This window comes from Paucilactobacillus wasatchensis (genome assembly GCF_000876205.1).
Lineage (GTDB): Bacteria > Bacillota > Bacilli > Lactobacillales > Lactobacillaceae > Paucilactobacillus > Paucilactobacillus wasatchensis.
This window is the reverse complement of the sequence record NZ_AWTT01000029.1, coordinates 1-25,193: the sequence shown is the minus strand read 5'-3', so window position 1 is coordinate 25,193 and position 25,193 is coordinate 1. Positions and strand designations below refer to the sequence as shown.

Annotated in this window: 21 protein-coding genes and 1 pseudogene; 5 read left to right on the top strand and 17 right to left on the bottom strand. The window is 39.4% G+C overall.

Annotated elements, in window-relative coordinates:
- From WDC_RS06095 to WDC_RS06075, 5 genes are all read right to left on the bottom strand, one after another.
- Positions 1–553: ABC transporter substrate-binding protein (locus WDC_RS06095; protein WP_044010988.1), on the bottom strand; the 553-nt coding region annotated here is incomplete at its 3' end.
- A 422-nt stretch (positions 554–975) separates the two neighbouring features.
- The gene (locus tag WDC_RS06090; protein ID WP_044010987.1) at positions 976–1,446 is read right to left on the bottom strand and encodes a glutathione peroxidase; all 471 of its coding nucleotides are present in this window, start codon (positions 1,444–1,446) and stop codon (positions 976–978) included.
- Between the two features lie 127 nt (positions 1,447–1,573).
- Entirely contained in the window at positions 1,574–2,482 is a 909-nt protein-coding gene (locus tag WDC_RS06085) for a glycine betaine ABC transporter substrate-binding protein (protein WP_044010986.1), read from the bottom strand.
- A 9-nt stretch (positions 2,483–2,491) separates the two neighbouring features.
- Positions 2,492–3,337 (bottom strand): ABC transporter permease, encoded by an 846-nt coding sequence (locus tag WDC_RS06080; protein WP_044010985.1) that lies wholly within the window; start codon positions 3,335–3,337, stop codon positions 2,492–2,494.
- On the bottom strand, positions 3,334–4,530 hold the full coding sequence (locus WDC_RS06075; RefSeq protein ID WP_044010984.1) for a quaternary amine ABC transporter ATP-binding protein: 1,197 nt from the start codon (positions 4,528–4,530) through the stop codon (positions 3,334–3,336). The genes WDC_RS06080 and WDC_RS06075 overlap by 4 nt, the downstream gene beginning before the upstream one ends.
- Positions 4,531–4,914: 384 nt before the next feature.
- Here WDC_RS06075 and WDC_RS06070 point away from each other — a divergent pair, with 384 nt between their 5' ends.
- Positions 4,915–6,069, top strand: a complete 1,155-nt coding sequence (locus tag WDC_RS06070; protein WP_044010983.1) for a cation:proton antiporter — start codon at positions 4,915–4,917, stop codon at positions 6,067–6,069.
- A gap of 72 nt (positions 6,070–6,141) precedes the next feature.
- Here the strand turns inward: WDC_RS06070 and WDC_RS06065 are convergent, their stop codons facing one another.
- The 4 genes from WDC_RS06065 to WDC_RS06050 form a co-directional block, all read right to left on the bottom strand.
- Positions 6,142–6,519 (bottom strand): iron chaperone, encoded by a 378-nt coding sequence (locus tag WDC_RS06065; protein ID WP_044010982.1) that lies wholly within the window; start codon positions 6,517–6,519, stop codon positions 6,142–6,144.
- Between the two features lie 27 nt (positions 6,520–6,546).
- On the bottom strand, positions 6,547–6,948 hold the full coding sequence (locus tag WDC_RS06060; RefSeq protein WP_044010981.1) for a VOC family protein: 402 nt from the start codon (positions 6,946–6,948) through the stop codon (positions 6,547–6,549).
- 164 nt (positions 6,949–7,112) lie between these two features.
- Complete coding sequence (gene recQ / locus WDC_RS06055; RefSeq protein WP_044010980.1) at positions 7,113–8,867, bottom strand: DNA helicase RecQ; 1,755 nt, start codon at positions 8,865–8,867, stop codon at positions 7,113–7,115.
- A gap of 222 nt (positions 8,868–9,089) precedes the next feature.
- Positions 9,090–9,674 carry a peptidylprolyl isomerase gene (locus WDC_RS06050; RefSeq protein WP_044010979.1) on the bottom strand — a complete coding sequence of 195 codons (585 nt, stop codon included), beginning with the start codon at positions 9,672–9,674 and terminating at the stop codon, positions 9,090–9,092.
- Between the two features lie 367 nt (positions 9,675–10,041).
- Here WDC_RS06050 and WDC_RS06045 point away from each other — a divergent pair, with 367 nt between their 5' ends.
- Positions 10,042–10,920 carry an alpha/beta hydrolase gene (locus WDC_RS06045; protein ID WP_191978655.1) on the top strand — a complete coding sequence of 293 codons (879 nt, stop codon included), beginning with the start codon at positions 10,042–10,044 and terminating at the stop codon, positions 10,918–10,920.
- A gap of 76 nt (positions 10,921–10,996) precedes the next feature.
- Here WDC_RS06045 and WDC_RS06040 read toward each other — a convergent pair whose 3' ends face one another.
- The 8 genes from WDC_RS06040 to WDC_RS06005 form a co-directional block, all read right to left on the bottom strand.
- Complete coding sequence (locus WDC_RS06040) at positions 10,997–11,980, bottom strand: aldo/keto reductase (RefSeq protein ID WP_191978656.1); 984 nt, start codon at positions 11,978–11,980, stop codon at positions 10,997–10,999.
- A gap of 68 nt (positions 11,981–12,048) precedes the next feature.
- Positions 12,049–12,441: a MerR family transcriptional regulator gene (locus WDC_RS06035; RefSeq protein ID WP_044010976.1), complete on the bottom strand. Its 393-nt coding sequence runs from the start codon at positions 12,439–12,441 to the stop codon at positions 12,049–12,051.
- A 34-nt stretch (positions 12,442–12,475) separates the two neighbouring features.
- On the bottom strand, positions 12,476–13,018 hold the full coding sequence (locus tag WDC_RS06030; protein ID WP_052497814.1) for a flavodoxin: 543 nt from the start codon (positions 13,016–13,018) through the stop codon (positions 12,476–12,478).
- A gap of 210 nt (positions 13,019–13,228) precedes the next feature.
- On the bottom strand, positions 13,229–13,717 hold the full coding sequence (locus tag WDC_RS06025) for a flavodoxin (RefSeq protein ID WP_044010975.1): 489 nt from the start codon (positions 13,715–13,717) through the stop codon (positions 13,229–13,231).
- A gap of 51 nt (positions 13,718–13,768) precedes the next feature.
- The gene (locus WDC_RS06020; RefSeq protein WP_044010974.1) at positions 13,769–14,422 is read right to left on the bottom strand and encodes an SDR family oxidoreductase; all 654 of its coding nucleotides are present in this window, start codon (positions 14,420–14,422) and stop codon (positions 13,769–13,771) included.
- Between the two features lie 22 nt (positions 14,423–14,444).
- The gene (locus WDC_RS06015; protein ID WP_156127010.1) at positions 14,445–15,098 is read right to left on the bottom strand and encodes a flavodoxin family protein; all 654 of its coding nucleotides are present in this window, start codon (positions 15,096–15,098) and stop codon (positions 14,445–14,447) included.
- Between the two features lie 185 nt (positions 15,099–15,283).
- Positions 15,284–19,687, bottom strand: a complete 4,404-nt coding sequence (locus WDC_RS06010) for an MBG domain-containing protein (protein WP_044010973.1) — start codon at positions 19,685–19,687, stop codon at positions 15,284–15,286.
- Between the two features lie 324 nt (positions 19,688–20,011).
- Entirely contained in the window at positions 20,012–22,144 is a 2,133-nt protein-coding gene (locus WDC_RS06005; protein WP_191978654.1) for a DUF2207 domain-containing protein, read from the bottom strand.
- Between the two features lie 277 nt (positions 22,145–22,421).
- Here WDC_RS06005 and WDC_RS06000 point away from each other — a divergent pair, with 277 nt between their 5' ends.
- From WDC_RS06000 to WDC_RS05990, 3 genes and pseudogenes are all read left to right on the top strand, one after another.
- Positions 22,422–23,798: a L,D-transpeptidase family protein gene (locus tag WDC_RS06000; RefSeq protein WP_044010971.1), complete on the top strand. Its 1,377-nt coding sequence runs from the start codon at positions 22,422–22,424 to the stop codon at positions 23,796–23,798.
- Between the two features lie 118 nt (positions 23,799–23,916).
- Entirely contained in the window at positions 23,917–24,735 is an 819-nt protein-coding gene (locus WDC_RS05995; RefSeq protein WP_044010970.1) for a hypothetical protein, read from the top strand.
- Between the two features lie 230 nt (positions 24,736–24,965).
- Positions 24,966–25,193 (top strand): annotated as a pseudogene (locus WDC_RS05990) (amino acid permease); the annotation flags it as partial.

Below are 25,193 nucleotides of genomic sequence, written 5' to 3'. Positions count from 1 at the left end.
TCCACTTTGTTTTCAAGGTCTTGCTCATAAAGTTAGAAACAATTTTGCCTTGGAAATTATTTTGATATTCAGTTCTAAAGACGTATGGCTGTACCTTACCAGCTTTTGTCAGTGTATAACTATAATCAGATGCCGATGGACTGATTGCAGGGACCTTAGCTTTGGTAATATTTGGAATTGCAGCTGTTCCTGCATTAGTAGTGGCCGGTCCGATAACTGCTTGTACTTTATCATTATTAACTAGCTGAGCTGCAACCGAAGAAGATTCAGATGTGCTGGTCTTGTTGTCTCGATAAATCACTTTAATCTTTTTCTTAGTATTGCCAACCTTGATACCACCAGCCTTGTTGATTTGTTGAGCGGCCAATTCAATTCCTTGTTTCTCTGCTGCGCCATAAGCTGCAGCGGCTCCAGATAATTCCATATTGACACCGATTTTGATTGTCTTACCAGCTGTATTTCCTTCACTCTTAGCTGAACTACAACCTGCCAAAGTTGAACCCACCGTTGCCATTGCCATCATTACTGTTGCTACCTTCATAAATTTCTTCATATGTTTTCCACTCCCCAAAGTATGTTTTTTGTTCTATGAATAATTGCTGTTGCTATGTGGTTAAAATAAGAATGCACCTCCTGCTCAAATAAAAACCTCATTCGTTTTAAGGAATGAGGTCGAACTACTTCTTATTTGACGCCCCCATTACTAAAACTGAAATAAGGGCTTAACTTTGTGATTTTCAACAACGAAAATCAGCTTGTCAGGTCCTTCTTCTTTAATAATAAGGCTAAATTTTGGAAAGAGAGTGTCACTGTGGTTTGAGTTATAGTATTTTTCATGACGATTACTCCCTTCCAAATTTGATGTTGTTATTAGATTAGCGAAGTTTCATTAGAATGTCAACATTTTTTTCTAATTTAATTTTAATGTTGGACTTCGTAATTTATCTGATCAGCATTGTGGTCAGTGTTTGACGATTAAATTACCTGTTCAATTTCATCAACCATTTTTAAAGGATTTGTTTTTGGCGCATATCTTTTAACTACATTGCCTTCTTTATCCACGATAAACTTAGTAAAATTCCATTTGATTGCTGAACCAAGCGTGCCTGGGGCCTGCTCAGTTAGATAATCAAATAGTGGCAACGCCTTTTTTCCATTCACATCATTAATTTTGTGCATAGGAAAACTGACGCCATAGGTTGTGCGGCATGATTGCGCCGCTTCTTCACTGCTAGATAGTTCCTGCTTAAATTGATTAGAGGGAAATCCTAGCACAATTAAACCTTGACCTTCATACTTTTGGTAAATTTCTTCTAATTGCTTAAATTGAGGAGCAAAGCCACATTTAGTAGCCGTATTGACAATTATCAACGGATGGCCACGGTACTTTTCCATTGAATAGCTTTTACCATCTTCCGAGGTAACGTCATAATCATAAATTGACATCACAATCACTCTTCTTTCTGTTTAATTCAACTATTATAAAGTTTAGCGTACCACTCCAGCCACTAGAATGTAACTTTTTAAAAGTAAATAAAAAAGCTGAAGTAAATTTCAAGCTTCAACTTTGTTGTTATTTATTTTTTAGCTCTTCAATCGAATTAATATTTTTCATATACTTTGGCACGGCTAAACCAGTTTTGGCACCCTTCAAATTCACCCGCACATCAACAAACTCACCCTTGTACTGTTTAGCGTACAATCCGTGTGTTGTTGGTAACCAAGCTGAAACAGACGCATCCGCCGCTCCAGTCGCGATTGAAGCCCACATCGGCTGTGCTTCCAGTGACTGAATCGTCGTATCGTAGCCCTTGCTGTCTAATAATTGCTTGACTAAGTTAGTCGAAGCAATCTCAGAATCCCAGGCAACGTAGGTTAGTTTGACCTTTTTTCCATGACCTTCAGGAACCCCAGCCAACCATTTTGCCACCTGTTTTGGATGTTTGCTAATATAGTTCTTCGCCGCTTTTGCAGGATCTTGCCCATCGTTAACCTTCAACATAATTTCAGACATTTCTGATTTAGTCCAATGAAACTGTGACAATAGTTTATAAGCGCCAGGATTGTCATGTTTGAAACCGGTTCTAGCAATGGTGTGCAAATTCTCTGTTTTACCAAAAACATTTTTCGGATCTTTCAAAAATTTTATCGGATACTTGGTGAACATCCAGTGTGGTTGCCACCCAGTAATTACAATTGCTTGGTGATTTTTGATTGCTTTATCCAATGTACTGGTCATTGCGGCGGTAGAGCTAGTTTGTAACTGCCAATTTTTACTTTTCAAGCCATAGGCAGTCAGTGCCTTTTGCGCAGCGCCCATTTCACCAGCACCCGCATCAATTCCTGTAATCGTATAGTTAATCTGCGGACCTAACTTCTTATGCGGGTTATATGCAGCAGGTTTACTACTGCAAGCGGATAACCCGATCGTCAGAAGCAACAGTGACAATCCAACTACTAAAATTCTTAGTTTACGTGTCATAGTTACCTCCTAGTGTTTCGCACGATTAAATGCTTGTGTAATGCGGTCTAAAATAATGGCTAAAATAACAATCGCCAGACCAGCAGTAAATCCATTACCGGCATTATTACGCCCCACAGCGAAGTAAACCTGGGTTCCTAGACCTAATGCACCAATCATTGATGCAATAACCACCATTGATAATGACAGCATCATACTCTGGTTTACCCCAGCCATTAGAGTTGATTTTGCTAATGGTAATTGCACTTTAATTAATTTTTGCCAGCTAGTGGATCCATATGAATCAGCTGCTTCAATTAAATCAACCGGTACCTGACGAATTCCTAAGTTAGTCATTCGTACTGTTGGTGGCATCGCGAAAATTACTGATGAAATAACACCCGGAACCATTCCAATCCCAAAGAATGCCACTGCTGGAATCAAATAAACAAAGGCTGGCATAGTCTGCATTAAATCCAAAATAGGTTTCATAATTGCTTCAAATGTATGACTTTTAGCCATTAAAATACCTAACGGAATCCCGATTACTAATGCAATCAAACTCGAGGTAAGGACCAGCGTCAAAGTTTGTGTCATATCACGCCAATAGTCTAAGTTCCAAATTAATAGCAACCCAGCTAGTTCAAAAAGTAACAGTCCCCATTTTTTACCATGGCGAGTTGCATACCAAGTAATCGCCAAAACGATCACAATGAACAACCAGACGGGTAACAAATCAAATACCCACTGAAAGCCATTAACAATTCCACCAATAAAACTTGTAATCCCATTGAAAAAGCCTGTAAATTGCGTCAACCAAGTGACAAATGAGTTCACCCAGTCAGACAATGGTAACTTGCTAATTAAAATTGTCATTCTTGTGCCACTCCATTTCCGGCAATGGCACCTAACACGGCACCACGCACAATAATTCCGACTAGATGGTGATCGTCATCAAGGACAGCATACGGAATTGGGGTACTTGATAGTTTATCCATTAAGTCGTTAACTGGCACGTCGGGATGAGTGGTCGGGACACTAGTTTGAACGACCGATCTGAGATCACGACTCTCTTTTCTAATCAGGCCAACAACATCTTTGGCATCCGCAAAGCCAACAAATTTACGCGCACTATCGACCACATAAACGGACGAAATTTCATTTTCTTGCATCCGTCGTAGTGCCAGCCGGGGCCCATCCTTGTCAATGTTAATTGTATTAGGACGAATCATGACATTGGCCACGGTTAAGACTCTTGTCCGGTCCACGTCTTCAATGAATCGTTTAACGTAATCATCGGCTGGATGGGTCAAAATATCTTCAGGGGTCCCGGTTTGAACGATCACACCATCCTTCATGATCAAAATTCGATCACCAATTCTAAGGGCTTCATTCAAATCATGACTAATAAAGATAATTGTCTTATGCATTTTTTCTTGTAAATCGAGCAATTCATCCTGCATGTCTTTTCGATTTAATGGATCCAATGCAGAAAAAGCTTCATCCATGAGCAGAATTTCGGCATCATTAGCTAAGCCACGAGCTAAACCAACTCGTTGTTGCATTCCACCAGATAACTGTTGTGGAAATTGATGATCGTAGCCATGTAACCCGACTAACTCCAACGCTTCATGGGCCTTTTGTTCCCGAACATTTTTTTCGACACCCTTAATTTCAAGACCATAGGCAGTATTTTCCAAAATAGTGCGATTAGGAAACAACGCAAAGTTTTGAAAGATCATACTCATCTTTTGTCGGCGCACTTCGCGTAACTCTTTTTTATTGAGTGTCATTAGGTCCTGCCCATCAATAGAAATCGTTCCTTGAGTTGGTTCAATTAGCCGATTTATCATTCGAATCAGAGTCGATTTACCACTACCAGATAATCCCATAATTACAAAAATTTCGCCCTGATTAACATGGAAATTAGCTTGATTAACCCCGACAGTAGCACCTGTTTGTTCTAGAATTTCTGCTTTTGTTTTGCCCTGTGTAATTAATTCTTTGACGCGCGGACTACGTTTCCCAAATATTTTGGCTAAATTTTTTACTTCAACTTTTTTAGTCATGCATCCTCCTTTAGTTAAATTCAGTTACATTTAGCGTTGCTTTCATTTTGAAAACAAACATATTTAAAATGACCGGTTATGCGATATACGTAAAAAAACGAATTGGTTCTATTATTACAAAAATATTCGGTATAAGTCAAATAATGTGTAATGATTAATGCCATGCTATAAGTTGTTTTTCATTTATTTCAACTACCAATTTAATCAACTCCAGCCACACAAAAAGTCTAAGCATGTGACAGCTAGGTGGAACTATGGTAATGTTTAACTAGTAAATGAATAGGACAAATCGGTTGGCGCAAGCTTCAAGGACTTTACTTTCTCAGGGGTGTGAGAAAGTCTTGAAGTTTGGGCTTTTTATTTTTTGTTGAAAGGAAAAAATTAATGCAAGCAATTGGTGAACTATGTTTAATTTTAATTGCTACCACGATTGCTGGTCATTACAGTGTCAGAATCGGATTACCTGCAGTGGTGGGACAATTACTAGTTGGAATTATTGTTGGTCCAGCTATTTTTGGTTGGATTAAGGGTGATGAATTTACCCACCTATTTTCTGAAATTGGAGTAATCATTTTGATGTTCAGTGCTGGAATGGAAAGTGACCTCAAATTATTAAAAAAATATTTGCGACCAAGTATTCTGGTGGCCTCACTAGGAGTCATCATTCCAGTTCTGGTAGTTTATGGCTTAAGCATTGCCTTTAAACTAGACCAAACAGAAAGTATTTTTATTGGTGTCATTTTTGCAGCAACATCAGTTTCAATTTCAGTTGCAGTTTTAAAGGAATTAGATGGTCTGCACGGAAAAGCGGGAGCAACTATTCTTGGTGCAGCTGTAGTCGACGATGTTTTGGCCGTGGTGATTTTAAGTGTAATGGTCAGTTTGCTAGGAACAAAAGCAGGTGCAGCAGATAGCAGTAATTTGTTGTTCACTTTTGCAAGCCAAATTGTGTTTTTTATCGCTATTTATTTCGTGGTTAAATTTCTGGCACCTTTCTTAGCCCAAATTGGAAAGAGATTATTCATTCCAGGGGGGCCAACAATTGTGGCACTTATTTTGTGCTTAGGTATGGCATTAGTGGCGGACTCAATTGGGCTCAGTTCAGTCGTTGGCGCTTTTTTTGCAGGAATTGCAATTTCTCAAACTAGTGTAAAGCACGAGGTTGAGCAAAACATTGAACCGATTGGCTACGCCATCTTTATTCCTGTTTTTTTCGTTAGCATTGGTCTTTCAATGTCGTTTGATGGCTTTCTTGATGACTTTTTATTCATCGCTTTACTAACAATTTTAGCAACCATGACAAAATTAGTTGGCGCTGGTTTAGGAGCTAAATTGTCCCATTTTACCTGGAAAGATTCTTACATTGTCGGTGCCGGCATGGTGTCCCGCGGTGAAATGGCTTTGATTATCGCACAAATTGGCTATAGTGCTCACTTACTGTCCTCTGAATATTATTCAGCCATAATCACAGCAATTATTCTGACAACATTACTTGCACCATTGATGCTCAAACATGCTTACTCATTAAAAGAAAATTAGTTTTTTTATCAAGAAAATCCCCCTGTCAGCTAAAGGTTGACAGGGGGATTTTATGTTCAATAGACTTTTCTTTCAGTTCTTATGCCGCCAAAATGTTTCAATATCAGCTTTGTCCCGAATATTATATTCAATCATTTTTTGCAATAAGTTGTAGTTAATCGGTTGGCTCCACGGCATCCTGATAATGCCCTTAGTATGATCAATGCCAGCTGTCTCGATATCTGCTTTAAAATGAGCAATACCTTCCTCTTCAGGAGTGGCAGCCAGGTGCTTTTTAGATACGCTAAAACCAATAATAAATGTGCCATGATCCGTAAACATTGGCTGATTCCAGGCCAATCGTGGCTTTAATTGTGAAAAGGTATCAGTTACCCACTTTAAAACTTCGACCACCCTTGCCCGATGCTGTGCGTCTTCAATTGAGTCGATAAACTCTGCAAAAGGATCCATTGCATTGTCCCCCTAACTATTTACTTTTCAATCCATGTTCATCCAACTGGCTGAAAGAAGATTGCCATCAATATCAATTACTTCTAATTCATACATTTGTTCCGCTGGAATCCCCATTTCTACGTGATAGAAATCGCCACCGTTATCTTTAGCCTTTTGGGCGAATCTTTTCACGGCTTCAATACTCTCCAAACTAAAAGCCGTCATGGAGCCGCTCACCTTTTTTGAATCAGCTAGCTGATGATCGCGTAAGAATTTGCGGTAAAAATCATGGGTTAATAACATTACCCAAATATTATCATCCCACATCATTCCTGATCCATTTTCATCAGAAAAATCTTTATTTTGCTTAAATCCAAGTGCTTCATAAAACTTAATCGAACGTTGCATATCAGTAACAGGTAAATTCACAAAGATCATCTTTGCCATAATAAATCTCCTTTGACTTGCTAACTTGACTACTTACCAACGTTTTTGAAAATGCTCAAATCATACTGCCGTTTAATGCCACTTGCACATGGATATTATCTCATTGTTACTAATCTGTCATCAAGAAATTCACTCAGAAAAATTTACATTACCATTGCACGTCTCTATTTTTCATCCACCTGTTGTAGAATCGCTAAAAATTGGTGCCCGTATTTTTCTAATTTATTTTGGCCAATGCCTTTGACACGCAACATATCGTCCAACGTCACAGGCATCATGGCACACATATCATGTAATGTCTGATCTGAAAAAATAACGAATGGCGGCACACCCTGTTTCTCAGCTAACTCACGCCGCAGTGCTCGCAGCTGTTCGAACAATTCATCATTGACTGGCAATGATTGCTTGGCTTGCACTGCCATTTTACGAAAAACAGTTTCTTTTCCTTGTAGGACAGCCAGTCCATCCTCAGTGATTTGCAGCACCGGATATTGGCCACCTGCTGCACGTAGATACCCCGAAGCTGTTAGGTAATCAATCAACTCAGATACTGATTTTTGTGATTGGTTTTTCATCAAACCATAGGTACTTAATTTATCAAAATGAAATTGCTTTACTCGCTGAACCCTTGAAGCCGTCAAAACTTGCGCCACTAAAACTTTTCCAAATCGTTCGTCCATTCGCTTGACACATGATAATATTTTCTGAGCTGCCACCGTGATATCTTGTGATTCCCGTTCATCCAAACAGTTGCTACAATTACCGCAGACAGGCCCATCCTCACCAAAATAATTTAATATATATTGCTGTAAACACTGCTGTGTATTGGCATACTGTGTCATTTCTTGCAGCTTCAGGTACTCACGATGCTTATTTTGTGCATCCATTTCAGACTGATCAATAAAAAAATGTTGAATTTGAACATCGTGTAATTTAAACAATAAAATCACGTCACTAGGTAACCCATCGCGGCCAGCTCGACCTACTTCTTGATAATAGGCCTCTAGGCTCCCTGGGACCTGATCATGAATGACAAAGCGCACGTTACTTTTATCAATCCCCATACCAAACGCATTGGTGGCAACCATAATCGGCAGCCGGTCGTATAAAAAATCATCCTGATTTTTTTGTCGTTGTAATTTAGTTAATCCACCGTGATACATGGTGACAGGCGTTTTATTTTTCTGTAATAATTTGTACACCCGTTCAACCTCTTTGCGTGTGCTGGCATAGATAATGCCAGATTGATCTGGATTGACTGTTAAGTAGTCTAGTAAAAACTGATCACTATCTTGATCTTTAACGACCTTGAACGACAAATTTGGCCGTGAAAAATTGGTTTTCACCTCTTCAGTAATTGACAATCGTTGCATAATATCCTGCGCAACTTTAGGCGTTGCTGTCGCAGTTAGAGCGATGATCGTTGGAGTGCTTGGAAAATCCTGAATAATTTCAGTTAGTCTTAAATAACTAGGACGAAAATCATGACCCCATTGTGAAATACAATGAGCTTCATCGATTGCCACTAACCGAATGGGTAATTGGGCCAATTCATTAAAATAGCCTGAGTCCAGCCTCTCGGGTGATACGTATAGTAGCTTCACTGCTCCGGTTGCGGCCTGATTAAAACGCTCTTCAATCTCAATATGATCGAGCGTACTATTAATAAACGTTGCTGCAATTCCATTTTCGTTCAACGCATCAACTTGATCCTTCATTAACGAAATTAGTGGTGAAATCACCAATGTTACCCCATCCAAGAGCAACGACGGAATCTGATAACACAATGATTTACCGCCACCTGTCGGCATAATCGCCAATACATTATTGCCAGCTAACGTATTATCAATGACTTCTTGTTGGCCAGTACGAAAAGTATCATAACCAAATTTATCTTTTAAAATTATTTGTGGATTCATCGTTTCATTCCCTCATTTTGCTTCTATTTAATCTTAGCCGAAATGTACCAGAAATGAAATCCAATTCAACTATATTTTTCAGGAAAGATTTAAACCAGTCTCGCTGATTTTTGCGTAATAAACTACCAACACCGAGAATCAAAAAAAGCAACTCACAATGAACAGTGTCAATGACCATGCAACTGATCATCTCTAACCTTTAATCGTAAATTGCTTTAATTGTTATTCTGTAATTTTAACCGATTCCATAATGACATCTTCATTCGGCTTATCTGACTGATCGCGTGGAACCACACTAATTTCTTTGACAACAGCCATGCCATCAATTACCTGGCCAAAAACAGTATGGTGATAATCTAGCCAAGGAGTGCCGCCTCGTTTGTAAACTTCAATAATTTCATCAGGATAAGCCGCATCCTTCATTTGACGGATCATTCGTTCGTCTACATCTTCATTGGAGACAATGAAAAATTGGCTTCCGTTAGTGCCCGGGCCAGCATTGGCCATCGAAAGAGCACCATTGATGTTAAACAATTCAGGTGAAAATTCATCTTCAAATGGTGCGCCAAAACTACTTTCACCACCAGCACCTGTACCAGTTGGATCGCCGCCTTGAATCATAAAATCAGGAATCACACGGTGAAAAGAAATTCCATCATAGTACCCTTGCTTAGCAAGGGCAACAAAATTCTCAACTGTTTTAGGAGCTTGTTCTGGAAATAGTTGGATCTTAATTTCGCCATGATTGGTTTTAATGATCGCTGTTGGACCTTTTACACTTTTTAAATCAACTTGTGGTAATGCCATTATAATATCTCCTCTAATTTAATGATTACAAGAACTTACAATAACATACAACTGATATTGATGCATAATACTACGCTGAAAAAATTAAAACTTTTTTGTAACTTAAATTTATCCAGGCCTTGCCTTCGTCTGAACTCCAACGTTTATAATTTCAATAAGACTTGGAATAGTCATATGGATAAATGTATGAGTGTGGGGGTAAAGGTATATGAGGTCTAAGATAGTTACAACAATTTTATTTTTACTAATTTTAATTGGCTGCGCAGGTGGTTACTATTACTTTACCCACAAAGGGCATCAAATAACAGTTACAACGAACGACCAAAGTGAACTCAGTGTCACATCAAATCCTAAGCGGAGGTTACAAATGAAAAAGATTCCAACCAATTATCAGCAACGTGCCACTGAATCTAATCGTGGCGATGTTAAGAAAATTTCTTACCAAACTAACTATAAAAATCAGAACTTTACTAAAACTGCATTAGTTTATTTACCAGTAGGGTATCATCAATCTTCAGATCAAAAATATAACGTTTTGTACTTGCTGCATGGATCAACAATGAGTGAAACCAGTTTCCTTGGTGGCGTTGGTAAGGACCAAAATACGGCTTTTAAAAAATTATTAGACCACGAAATTGCCGATAAAAAAATGAAACCAACGATTGTGATTACCCCAACTTATTACCCCAACCGAAGTTTTGTATCGAATGATTACTATGACGATAATAAATTAAATTTAGCTTTCGCTGCTAACGAGTTACCAAATGACTTGATTCCAGTAGTTGAAACCCGCTTTCACACGTTTGCTAAAACTACCAACAAATTGGGATTATCTGAATCAAGGCAACATCGAGCTTTTGCAGGCTTTTCAATGGGTGCAATTACCACCTGGTATGTACTCGAGCATCAGTTAGACATTTTTAAATATTTTATTCCGATGGCTGGCGACAGCTGGACTGTTACAACTGATGGTGGATCGGTTAAGCCGGGACAAACAGCAAATAAGCTTGCTAATCAAATCAAAACAACACCTTATAAATCATCTGATTACTTGATTCTTGCATCAGTAGGTAGTATTGATGGTACTAGTGGATCAATGTCTCCAATGATTAAAAGCTTACGAGATCACCCACAGCAGTTTACGGATTCCAACTTAATTTATAGTTTTGATGCTAATGGTGGTCATGATGTCAATTCAGTTGTCAATCAGTCTTATAACTCAATGCCAATTCTTTTTCGTAAATAAGAATACATTATTCAAAATAACAGGATATACAGCATATTGGCTGCACATCCTGTTATTTTTATTAATGATAAATATTTTATAGCCCAGCTCGTTTAGCCAATTCAGGTGTATATCGGTTTCCTTTAATCTGAATGTTTTTGGATAATTGATTAATTTGCTGTAATTCAGACTGAGTAAACGAAACATCCAACGCCCCTAAATTTTCTTTTAGCCGATGGAGTTTTGTTGTTCCAGGAATAGGAACGATAAATGGCTCTTGCGCCAACAGCCATGCAAGTGCAATTTGCGCCGAAGTAGCTTGCTTTGCTACTGCAAAATCTTTAATTAAATCTAATAACTTTTGGTTAGCAATAAGGGCGCCTGCCGTAAATCTTGGAAGATTATTTCTACCATCCCCTTTTGAAAAGGTGGTGTCAGCATTAATCTTTCCAGTTAAATATCCCTTTCCAAGTGGGCTAAACGGCATGAACCCGATTCCTAATTGCTTGAGTAATGGTAACAGTCCAGCTTCAGGCTCACGTGTCCAAAGTGAATACTCACTTTCTACTGCGGTCAGTGGAGTAATAGAATTAGCTTTCTTGATTGTTTCGAGTCCAGCTTCTGATAAGCCCCAGTGTTTGATTTTGCCTTCTTTGATCAACTGACCCATGACTTCTGCAACTTCTTCGATTGGAACATTCGGATCTACCCGATGTAGAAAGTATAGATCAATCGCTTCTACTCCAAGACGTTGCAGTGATCCCTCTAGAGAACTACGAATTCCCTTGATATTTGCATCAATAACTTGTTTGCCGTTCTCAATTCGAATCCCAAACTTGGTGGAAATTGTAACCTGGTCTTTATATGGTGCTAATGCTTTCCCAAGTAACGTTTCATTTGTATAAGGGCCATATACTTCTGCCGTATCGAAGAATGTCTCGCCCATTTCAACAGCTGCTTGAAGTAATTTGACCATTTCGTTCTGGTCAGGAACTGCACCATATGCAAAACTCATCCCCATGCATCCCAATCCAAGTGCATCAACTTTTAATCCACTATTACCTAGCTCCCTTTTTTTCATCATTATCATCACTCCAATTCTTAATCTAAAAGTAGCCGCAACAAATTTGCTGCAGCTACTGTAATCACCTAATCATCTTGTTCGTAAGCCAGTTTTTCTCTTTCGTAATTCAAAGTGTGATCTTCAAAATGGTCAATCTTGAAGTCTAAATACTTAATTGTCTTTTGTATTCCCGTTACTTTGTCTGCTAACTCAGCTCTTTGATCTACTAACAGTGATTTTCTCGCTGCCTCAGTTTGACTACCTTCACGGTATAGTTTCACAAATTCAACTAATGCTTCAATCGACATTCCAGCATTTCGTAACGCTTGAATATAGAACACCCAATTCATGTCATGCTCTGAGAATTCACGATATCCACTGGTATTTCTTTTTACTTCCGGCAGCAAGCCAATTCGTTCCCAATATCTCAACGTATCCTTGGTTAAATTAAATTTTTCCGCTACTGCGTTAATGTTCATTAAAATCACCACTCAAACTTTATAGTTATTCTATTTAATCTTTTAACAGATTATTTTTTTGCAAAAATTGTCGTAATTTCTGATTATTATCAGCATATCTAAAGCCATTATTAATTTTTGCATTATCATCTTTTGCTAATTTCCGCATATAAGACATCGAAGAACTAATTGGTGTACTCATACTCGTTGTAAACGGGACGATTGTTTTGCCTGCAAAATCAAATTTCTCAAATAGGGAATGAATAATCATGGGTGGCTGTTGCCACCATGTCGGAAACCCAATTAAGACTGTCTCATAATCTGATAAATTGGGAATTTCTGTCTTAATTGTGGGATGAATGTTTTGCTTTAATTGTCGTTGTGCTACCGGCACATAGTTATCATACCCTTTTGGATAAGCTTTTTTAGGCTGTAGCCTAATAATATCAGCTCCTGTATCTTTTTTTATCTGCTCAGCAGCCTTTTTAGTATTACCAGAAAGAGAAAAATAAATAATTAGTGTTTTACTGTTACTCTTGCTTTGACTGGTAGACTGGCTGGTGCTATTTTTACTTGACTGATTATCGCCATTGCTCATTCAAATAAGTGAAAATACCGCCGCAATTAATACAATTGCTCCTGCGATAACAACTAGTAGTTTACGCTTCATTTCAACACCTCATTTCGTATTAATTTGATTCATGTAATAATCATAAACAATGGTGTGAACTCCAAGGCAAGCAAAAATAGTTGTTTTTTTAATTAATTTTTCGCAGGTACACAGAGTACAAAGTTAAAATGAGACTATTTATTTTGCTAAATTGTCCCACCACTCTGACAACTTGTTACCAGCTTGGTTTTCCTGTTGTAAATTTCCAGAGGTCATGCCAATGCCATCACGGACATCCACTTTAGTAAGCATATTTTTAAAATCATTTTCATACGTACCATTATAACCAGTACTTGTATAAAATGGCGCCACAACTGCTGTTATGCCTGAAATGTGTTTTAAAAATGACTGGACCGGCGTTGAAATTTTGGCTGACCATACGGGTCCACCAACCAGAATAGTGTCACAGGCAGTTAAATCTGGAAATTGATTAGTAAGTTGTGGTAACTCTCCTGAATCGATCTGCTGTGTGGCAATTTCTGCCGTCTTGTACATATCATTCGAAAAGGTACCGTCACTAACCTTTAATTCCAACAATTCACCATCAGTTACCGATTGCAGTAATTGAGCCATTTTGGCTGTTGTGCCAGACAAGGAATAATACACAATCAATGTTTTTGATGCCATAAATATTTGCCTTCTTTGATTTAAATAGATTTTTTCATAGTAAATTTACAATTAATAAACTGGTCGGGTTTCACCTTGAGTATTCGGATCAGCAATCCCGACACTGTCGTTCTTCAAAAAGTCTGGTTTAGCAATAATTCTCAAAACAACGTCGGCAATACTCTTTCGTGAACCTGAAACACCGAGATATGGTTCATTTTTGTGAGTGACCTCATACTTAACTTCTCGGTCATTTAACCAAGGCAGTCGCAGGGTCGTATAATCCAAACCGGATTGTTCCAAAATTTGATCGGACTTCAGTGCTGATGGTAGCCCACTACCAATCGTTTGTTGATTCCATTTTCCATACTCACCAGGTACCTCATCGTAAATACCTAATACATTTGTGTAAATTAATCGTTGGGCGCCGTTGGCCTTCATAGCATCAACAACGTTTTGCGTTTGATGGTTATCGCTAGTATGATCTACCACGCCAACGAAGACAATATCTTGTCCCTTTGTTGCTTGTGTCAGATCTTCCAAGCTATCTAGACTACCTTCAATTAAGGTCACTCGAGAATTATTGGCTACGTTTGCCAGTCGGGACTTGTTCCGTAAAAAAAGTGTCAGATTAACATCTGCAAATTCATCTTCATTAAGAACGCGTTCCTGAACTAACCGTGAAATTTGACCGTTTGCTGCAATAATTAAAACATTTTTTGTCATTTTTATTTCCTCCATTTTGATATTAACTTCTAATTTGCTTAACCCACTGTGTCACACGCGCATCTGCTTGATCAACTTTATTGCCATCGACCACCAGCGCATTGGCGAAGCGATTACCACTGGCACCTTGCTCTCGAAGAATGGCTTGAATCTGTTGGACACTGTCACCTTGACCATAACCACCTTGGCTCATGAACGGCGCAATCAGTTTACCTGACAGCTGACTCCCATAAACGCTCAAAAATGCTCTCGTGGGGTGCGACAATGTCATCGCCCAAATTTGATAACCAAGATAAACCGTGTCATATTGACCTAAGTCTGGCACCTGCATCTTAACCTCGGGGTAGTCCTGATTCTCACGTTCATAATTAACTCGCGCTAATGTTTCCTGATAATTGGCCGGATAGCTATCATCCATCACAATTTCTAAAACATCTGTATTAGTTGCTCGTGCAATCTTGCTGGCCAGTAATTCGGTACTGCCAGAACGCGAAAAGTAAATGATAATACTCTTGGCATCCGTAGTTAATTTACGCGCCGGTTGATTTTGTCCGTTGGTATCTTGACCATCTGACTGCGTGCCATAGCCATTTTGCCATGCTCTGTCAGTCTTTCCAAGTTGATATGCTTGAATTGATTGACCATCGATTTGCTCATTTTGGTTCGATATATTCATAAATTGATTGCCTCCAATCTTGCTTACCATATAAATACTGACTGAAGTATAAACCTTGGTCTGCACTCCAAGGCAAGAGTTAAATTTATATTTAAAAATGCACCATTTATCTAAATAATTGCAAAATAAAAGGAACCAAATTGGTTCCTTTTATGTTAAAAATAGCGTTGATTTAATTTCATCAATTACTGTTTACGTTTTTTCCGATTTAGCAAACCAAACATTGCAAACAATGACATAAGCCCCAAGCCCAACTCTGCCATCTCTGGGTTTTCACTCTCTCCAGTTTGTGGTAATCGTTTAGTTGAACCTGTTGTTTTATTCACAGTCGTAACCTCAGCAACCTGGTTATTTGAATTAGTCGAAGTTACACTACCATCACTAGAATCGGTACCAGTGACTTCCGATGTACCGAGACCACCATCGCCAGATTCACCAGGATTACCAGGATTTGCCATGTCTTGACTAACAATTGTATAGGTTCCGGCAATGAAGTCATCTTCTGAAAATTCATAGTTTGGATTAGCAGCTTCAATTTTTGCAATACCAGCAGCATTCAATTTAACAGTGTAAATTCCAGTAGTTGTTGGAATTTCAGTCAAAATTTGTCCGTTAGCACCGAGAAATTCAAAATCGCTATTGGTGAGTTGCATACTAGTCAAGCCATCACCATATGAAACATTAAAGTCAGGTGTTGCCTGGCCTTCTTTAATTGTTTGATCATTCACGGAAACTTTTGCTGCTTGAGCCTTAATGATTGTAAAAGTAGCGTTATCAGCAAAGCTAACATCATAGTTAGTGCCAATTATTGCACCCAGCACTTGTTTTCCCAACTCAGTCAGTTGAACTTGATAACTTCCTACATCCGTACCACCAGAAACTAGTTCAATATCAGCATCGCTAAGAACAAATTTTTCTCCAGTCGGTAACGTAACTGAGTAGTTTACAGCATCAGGACTTTGCTGATTACCTGTATAACTTTCTGTTTCATTACCGGTTAGTTCAAATTCATATGCTGCTTTTGTAATTGTGATGTTACCAGTGGTTGTGGTGTTGTTTAACTGATAATCATTGCCCACTGCAGCTGATACAGCAGCTAAACCGTTAGCACTCAAACTGTACTTGTAGCTACCAACTGAACTGCTATCAGCCGTAACCGTGATATCGGCACTCGTTAATGCCACCGTCTTAATACTACCGTCCGCTAATGCAACACTGGCAGTTAAACCGCTGGCGCTGCTGGCATTATCACCGTTATAGGTGAAGCCACCATCATTCAAGCTAATTGAAGTCTTCAAAGATAAGATATCAATTGTTCCCTGTACGTCCGTAGCGGCGATAGTACTACCAACTGCTTTTTCAACGTTGGCAATACCTGAGTCAGTCAGTATATATGAATAACTATCAGCATTTATTCCATCGTTTGCTACAGTAAAATCATTCTTTCCTTCTGCATTACTTATTGAAACTTCTTGAGTTGTCCCATCAGCTAAAGTAACTGTCACGGTTGCATTTGTAGCATCACTGGCCTTTGATTGTCCATCATAAGTAAGTGAACCAGGGTTAAGCACCACACTTAGCGCAGCAATAGTTCCCTTCAAAGTTAAACTGGCATTATCTGTGCCGGTTCTAGTAACTGTATCGTAACCAGTAGCACTAAATTGTGTTTCTAAATAACCAGTTTCATCTGTAGTACCCTCAAAGCCATCTGTTGATGTCCCAGTGATAGAAATTCGTCCAGTTGAAGTATTACTTGGAATAGCACTGTACTCAATCAAAATCGACCGAACCGCTGACCAATCAGTAATTTGATCAGCTGTCACATAGCCGGAAGTATCTGCTGCATCACCATTCAGCGTAGCTAGACTAGTTGAATACAAAACCTGCGCAGTGACTGGCGTACCATCAGCGGTTAATTCTGTTTCTCCAGTACTTGTTGTAAAACTGGTTGGCAAATCGATTGGTCCAGTCAGTTCGAACGTATACTGAGAACCTGATGCATCACCAACTGTAGGTAGATTAATAACTGAACTAACATTGGTAGCTGTTGCTGAACTTGTATTGCCTAACACATCATAGAAATTAAGCGTCGTGTCTCCCGTTCGTTCTGCTGAGGCATCAGTTACTGGCACCGTATCATTATTTCCCTGGGCTAATGTTGTATCGTAAACAGTTGAAACAGAAGAAATGGTCCAGCTGCCACTACCTGCACTAACCGCATTTGCATCGCCATTTGTATACGATGTATCAGTGACTGGAGTGGTCTGTTTTAGTTGAGTAACAGGAGAAGTTACGTATAAATTGGTTGCGTAAGTTCCAGGTAGTGCATCACTATTATTGGTAAGATTAATCTGAATTAAGTATGTTTCTTGCGTTGAAATATAGGCTCCTGAACCCGTGTAATCTACCTCAACGACTTCGCGCCCATCGTCGGCGGTAAAGTAAGAAACCACCCCACCATCCGGCAAATTGGTGATGCTAGCAACTGTGGTCGCAGATGGAAGGACAAAGTAATAAATCGGTTCATAGACAGAGTTTGTTGTTTGCCCAGCATTTCCAGTATTTACAAGTGAGATAGAACCGGAATTTTCATATCCGGCAGTTTTACTAATTTGATGAACATACATTCCAACACTAGCAACTGCATCTTGCGGATATATGACAGTTTGAGTAACACTATTTGTCATTTCCGCAATATTCGCATCTTCAGAGGAAAGTGAAATTGTAGAAACTAACGTTGCTCCATCAGGAATAGTGGACCCATAATCGTAAGTAGCAGAAACGGTACCATAGACAGAAAACACCTGTTTACCAGTGCTCAACCATCCTGTACCAGAAGAAGCACCTGGAGCCAATTCATTTGGTACCAGAACCACCTGGCGAATCGCAGAAGAGTCAGTAGGAGTAATAGTACCACCAGAATTTACCGTTCCGGTTTCAACCGACCCATCCGCTAACGTCAAAGTATAACTGTATGACGTAGTTCCTGGTAAATAGGCGGACGTATTGGCACCACCATCTGGTACTTTAATTCCAGTGGCATCCAAACCATCTGGAATTGTAATTGTAATCTGAGCATCATCAACTGGCGCAGCGGTTGAAGTTGTAAAACTAAAACTGTTAAGTAAATCGGGATCATTAGTAGTGTCACCGTCAATTAATAGTTGAGTAGAAGCAGTGCTACTATTACCACTCGCTGTGACTGTTGCGGCACCAACTTCAGCGGTGTCTGTTGCAGCAATACTATCAGTCCACACACCAGAACCAGTAGCAGTTAATGTATCACCAGCTGCATTGAGCACCTGTGTCACTGTTGCTGGTCCTGCCGCTGTAAGCGTTTGTTCTTCATCAGTTTGTGTCACATCATAATAGCCGGCCAATTTGTACGAACCGGTAGAATTCCAATTTTGTTCTCCGTCACTAGCCGCAACGCTAATAATAATGTCGCCACCAGCGCCATCAGGCTGGGTGATCGTTGTGCCGCTACTAGAGGTATAACCATTCAGTTGGTTAGTTAAATCACTGTCCAAAACAAAACCAGTCGGCGTTGGAATTGTCACTGTAGTACCACCGTAATTGGCAGCAGAATTTACCTTTGCGGTCGTGTAACCATCGTTATAAACCCCGTCGGCTTCATTTACTGAAAATTGGTAAACATAATCCGTGTCAGGAAGCAAATCCGTTACCACCCCAGTATCTGGATGTAACCGTGTTGTGCCAGTGGGATCCATTGACGGTTGAATAATCTGTGTAAACGTAACTGGTGTCTGAGCCACCCCATTAATGGTGGAAGTAATCGTTTTAATCGTGGTACCAATATCAGTCATCGCGCTAGAATGCGCATACTCATTATTGATCTGGTTCAAAGTAAGGTTGGCAGTATATGATCCTTGTGTGCTCAACTTATAAGTTATCGTCGTTGAACCGTCCGCATTTTTAACAGAAGTCATCGTTCCTTTCCCAGTAGTCATTGCCGGGATGCTTCCTAATGTGTACGTATCAGAATCCGCAGGGAGGGTAATTGTAAACGTATCGTCTGCGCCACCGGTAAATGTATAGTCGATGTTAACGACTCCACCATTACCAGTATTTGAGCTATCGTATCCAACCGTATCAGAAGACATTGTGATCGAAGAAGTGGCAGCGGCTGCCACAGTTGCGTCTGTTTTTAACAGCATACTTGAAGCTGCATTACTCGTAGCAACAGTTGCATTGGAATATGTGCTGCTAGCTGAGGAGCTTGCAACAGTTGAATTGCTTGCTGCGGCAGATGAGACTTCAGACTGCGCTGCATCACCAGTGGTTGAATTATTATCATCAGTTGTTTCTGTACTTGCAGAATTCGAAGTGGTGGATAAGACTTGTGTGCTATCATTCGCATTAAAGGCAGCACTTGACGTCACTGCCGTACTGGAAGAGCCATCCGCCTCCGTATTTTCTGTTGCAGCCTTGGAAGTCGTTGTTCCAAACATGAGCATTGAACCAAATGTAATCAATGAAATACTTGCAAAAAGCCAACGTCCGCCTGCCTTATACATTTTGTAATGTTCTTTAATTTCGGTTTCGTCATTAACCAATCTCTTATTCATTCTTTGCCTCCAAATTGTCATACTTCAATTCATTGCAGTGTTGAACATTAACGGTGTTAATCACTAGGTCAATATTAACCAAAATATAACGTAAATAATGATAAATATATACTTGGTTTCAGTATACAACACAACTGGCAGCTTTCAAGATAAATTGTAGGTTTTCAAGCTATTTTAGCGATGATTCAGACGATAAATAATATTACGCAAAATTACGACTTACTCGTCTATTGTCACCCCAGATCCTCAAGCCTACAAAAAAACACCCAAATCTGTTGAGCCCACGTTCAACATGAAATGAATGATTTTTTGTATCGATAAGTTTTAAAATGCGCCACCACCAGAACCGCCACCTGCACCACCCGATGGCCCACCTGCAGCTGAACTAGGACCAGTCGAACCACTGGCAATGCTGCTCCCAAAGATACCGTTAAAATCAGCCATGCCACTGGTATAAAAGAAATAATTCGTAATATTCAAATTTAGTTGATCTTGCATCACCTGTGCAACTGCCTGTTCACCAAATACCGACTCCAGTTGGTGGTTCAAACGTTTGGCCTCTTGTAATCCAATGGCGTAGATCAAATACTCACCCCACAAAATCTGATCAGGCAACTTGCTGCGATCAAAATCTGCAATATCGTGCAACATTTGTTTGAATTGTATTACTTGTAAATAAATATCGTAGCCTTTGGCGGTGTACGGCGTGTAACTATGCTTAAACCAGCTGTAAATTAACATTATTAGAATTAAACCTGTCAACGTGCCAAACAACAAAGGCCACCTAAAAGGTGTGATATTATAATCAAAAAATAACTGATGACTAACAACCAACATAAATACCTGTAACACAACTATTGAAACAATAATCATAAGTGGCGCAACGATAAACTTTGGTGTATTACTTAGCCAAGAATCAAATCTTACACTTTGCTTTTTGGCAACTAATTTCAATAACCAAGCAATGCCCATACAGGCAACTGCGCCAATTACAAAGATGAAACCAATTCCCATCATGCCAAATAACAAGCTAAACCAAAATGAATTAATTCCCATCGCATTCTCGGCTAATTTCCAACTAGCAGGTAACAGGACCATCAAAATCAACCACAGCATCCCCAACGTGCGAATTTGGTTATCAACTCTGATAAACAACGGATTAACATTGCCATTTTTGGTTACTTGCTTCTTCCATCTAGCAATAAATGCCAACCATTTTTTTGCCATTTTATCGGCTTTCGTATCAGACGTCGCCCCAAATTTTTCAATTTGTTCCAACGACACTTGTTCACCGCTACCAACCGTAATCAACAAAAAATCCAAAAACGGTTCGCTTTGATAGTTACTTCCCTTTGTAATTACATATCCGTGGTCATCTTTAATTTCCAACGAAATCGACTTTTTACTTTGTTGTTCAGCAATAAATGTTGAAAAAACAAGCGAATCCAATTCTTCACCATTCTTTTCATACAAGTACCAAGCACTCGCCAAAGTGGGCCCAACGTCAGGCACATCAAAACGATGCAGTTTTTCCTTGCTAATATCTCGCGACTGCAATCTCGTAACATCCTTTTGGTTCTGATGCTTTTTTCGTGCTGACTGAGTGACAAGCTGCCCTTGTGTTGCCTGGTGGATGATTCTAACTGCTAACAATGGGCCCACCAGCATTAAAACAACTGCCAATATCCAATTATTAATGACGAAATCGATTACACCAACCCATTTTGCTTTTAAATTTTGATAAGCTGAAATTTGGTTTTCGCGGCGTAACGCAGCCTGCAATCGGTATTTATTCACTTTATCAGCACCGGGAAGTGCCGATTTGTTAAACAGCACGTGCGCTTCCATATAGTTTGAAACATTATCCGCGTTCATCACGATTTCTTTATTATCGTGATCAACTGTTTTCTTTGGACTAGTCGGTCCGTGAATCCATGATTTAAATTTTGCATTTGTTTGGGATGGTAAAACTAGTTTCACATGAGCGTGATCGATTGTCCGATCCCAATTAGCACCAATCATTTTCCAGTTAATTTCAGCCGTGTCTGAGTAACGTTTGGCGACCTGCGATAAATAAAAATGATAAGTCACCGTAACGGCTACACTATTCACCGGTTGATAAACCTTGATTCGTTCGTATCCCTTGTGTTTTTCGCCGCCACCATCAATATTATGTTGAATTTTGTATTGACCAACTGCCCCATCCTGAGCAGCTGGATTTAATGTTGCCTGCAAATGATCAACTTTAACTGACACATTTTTCATTTTACCGAGGCCATGCGTATCTTGAACTAGATAAATGCCGTTGTAATAACCGTCAAAATTATAATTTACTTGCTGAGTAACCCAAGCACCACCGCGATCGTCCACTTTAGCAGTAATATCCATCCGGCTGATGGAATAATCTCTAGCATAAACGTTCCGCATCGCAAAGAAAGTGCCTATTAATATCCCCAATATTACTCCCACAACAATGGTGTGCCAATGTCTCCTCTTTGGTAGCGCCATGTGATTATCCCCCACATAATTTTTCAATTATTATATCATTATTACAACATTGTTTTACTCTAAAATTATTCAGTTATAACTCAATTCAAAAGGGATTTTACTTATGTCACTCCTTGCAAGCTGTTCTAAAAGCTTTTGTTAAGCTGAGCGGCACCATATTGCCGCTGATATCATTCGTGGTATACTTACAGATATTACGTGCATAGGACTTATTAGGGGGATTATTTTGAGAACAAAACAGCTTAACCGGTCGGAAAAAATTTGGTTATGGCTTATTCCGATTTTATTAGTGATTGTTTATTTTGGTGGTGTCATCCATTATCAACATCGTTTTCTACCAAAATCGGAAGTTTTCGGTATTAAAATCGCAGGTAAAACTAGCTCACAAGCTAGCACAATCCTGAGCAAAAACATTAAAACAACTAAGTATTCATTTTCAGAAAACAATAAAACCATCCTAACAGCAACCGGGGCGCAACTGGGCATCAATCGCAATTTTGGTAGCATTTTAACGCATTTACAAAATGGGCAAAGTGCCTGGAGTTGGCCAATCCATTTATTTACTAAGCCAACTGCAAGTCTGAATAAATCAACAGCAATTATTAACACAACAACTCTGAAACAATTCAGTATTTCAACTGCAGCCAAGTTAAATCAAAACCGACATGCTTCCCACGATGCTACCCTGGCATTTAAAAACGGCAAGCTGGTGACAACTAAAGAGGTAAATGGTAACCAGATTTCGGCCACCAAGTTGGCCTCAGCAATCAACCATAGTGTCTTAAATAATCAAAACACGGTGTCAGTAAAAAAAACCTACGATACACCACAAGTAACAACTAGTATGAAAGAATTCAAACAGTTAAAAAACAAACTAACTAAACTCAGTAACGTGTCCGGAACACTTAAAATCCAACAGCACAACGTTAAAATCTCAAAAAGTGAAGTGCAAAGTTGGATTGAGATCAAGGATACTTCAATGTCTGTTTCTGCAGCTAAGGTTGGCAAGACGCTCGATAAACTGGATGATAAATATGCCACCTACAAAAAGACACGTCAATTTAAATCCACTGCTCGTGGCACAGTATCTGTACCAGCTGGGATTTACGGCTGGTCAATTAATCAGACCAAAGAAATCCCTGTGCTTGTTAAGGCAGTCAAAGAAGGCAACAATTTTAACAAGACCGTAATTACCAAAGGTACTGGCTATCACGAAGACGGTACTGATATTGGCAAAACATATGTCGAAGTTGACAAGCAAAATCAAATGGAATATTACTATAAAGATGGCAAGCTTGTAATGAGTTCCGCCGTTGTGACAGGAAATCCAAACAAAGGGCACGAAACGCCATCTGGGGTGTTCGATATTTGGAGTAAACAACGGAATGCAACCTTGCGCGGTGAAAATTATGCTACTAAGGTTAGCTACTGGATGCCAGTGGATGACACCGGGGTCGGATTACATGATTCACCATGGCAGCCTCAATATGGCGGTGATTGGTACCTAAGTCATGGCAGTCATGGTTGTGTGAATAATCCACCTGCCTTTGTCGCCAAGCTGTATGCAGCAGTATCTGTAGGCACACCAGTAATCATTTTCTAATGGTTAAACTGTACCAGTAGCTTAAATAAAACTTTAGATATGCTTTGAATGGTCTTCACATCTTTGCAACGATATTAATGTACACTATCAGTAATCTGAATTCATTGGAGTTGTGATAATGGAAAATAATAATAACTCGACTATGGGACGGACAGAACTACGTAAAAGTAAAAAACAACAACGACAAAATGAACAATATGAATCTGAACCCAAAAAGCAAAAGAAAAAACGACATCGTCATCATCGTTTTTGGCTGTGGCTATTTGGCATTATTGTTATTGTAATTGCTATCTTCTTTTGGATCGGATCACGTTCGGCTCTGACCGGTTCATGGGTTGAGATCAGCAACTCGAATGGAACCACTTATGCTAGTACTACTGATATCGACACTCTTAGTACCCTGACACTCAAACATGGCAAGTACACCTATACCCCAAGTAACGTGCAGACCAGCGCAACAACTGGAACGTTCAAAGATGACAGTTCCAATAACCAAGTCACTTTGGATGACGATACTATTAGTTACACGTTATCAGCTGACAATGATCAGGTCACGTTCACATCTAGTTCTGGAACAATTTCCGGTTTAGGTGGTCAATCAAGTGTTACTTTTGTCCGCACCAATTCAAGCGAGTATAAACGAATAAAAGAAGCGATCGCCGACCAGAATGAAAGTAGCGCAAGCAGTGCAAGTTCAAGTTCGGCAGCCGAGTCGAGTTCAAACAAACTGAGCAGTGCGATTTCTGGTCTAAAAGATAAAGTGACCGGAAATTCATCTTCAAGTGACTCTGCTAGCACAGATAGCAGTTCCACTAGCACCGAAAGTAGCTCAGCAGAATCAGCCACAGAGGATAGCTCAACTCAAACCAATGTTTGGGACAAGATTCAAAACCAAATCCAAAGTTGGTTGAATGGAGTTGGAGTACAATCAAATTAGAGTAAAAAATAGTAAACGACACGTTCAAAAAAATATCTATTCACCAAAGAGGCTGGAATCCAGCCTCTTTTTAATTTCAATCATAGTCAAAAGCGAACTAGTTATTATATCTAAATTAGATTAGCTTTCTTATGTAATTAGTACAATGCTAATTGGGCCCATCTCATCTATACTAATTTCAACCCAAATTAATCAGTTACATTTGACGAAATGAAAGTTGAGGTATGAGTATGGCAAAAACATCGATTACAACTAATTCCGATGGTACTAAACGAGCACTCAGTAACCGCCATGTGCAAATGATTGCTATTGGTGGCACAATCGGAACCGGCCTGTTTCTGGGAGCCGGCAGTACTATCAGCAAAACAGGTCCATCCATTTTAATTGTGTATGCATTACTTGGATTATTCTTTTTTCTAATGATGAGGGCCATTGGTGAAATGTTTTACGCGGACCCA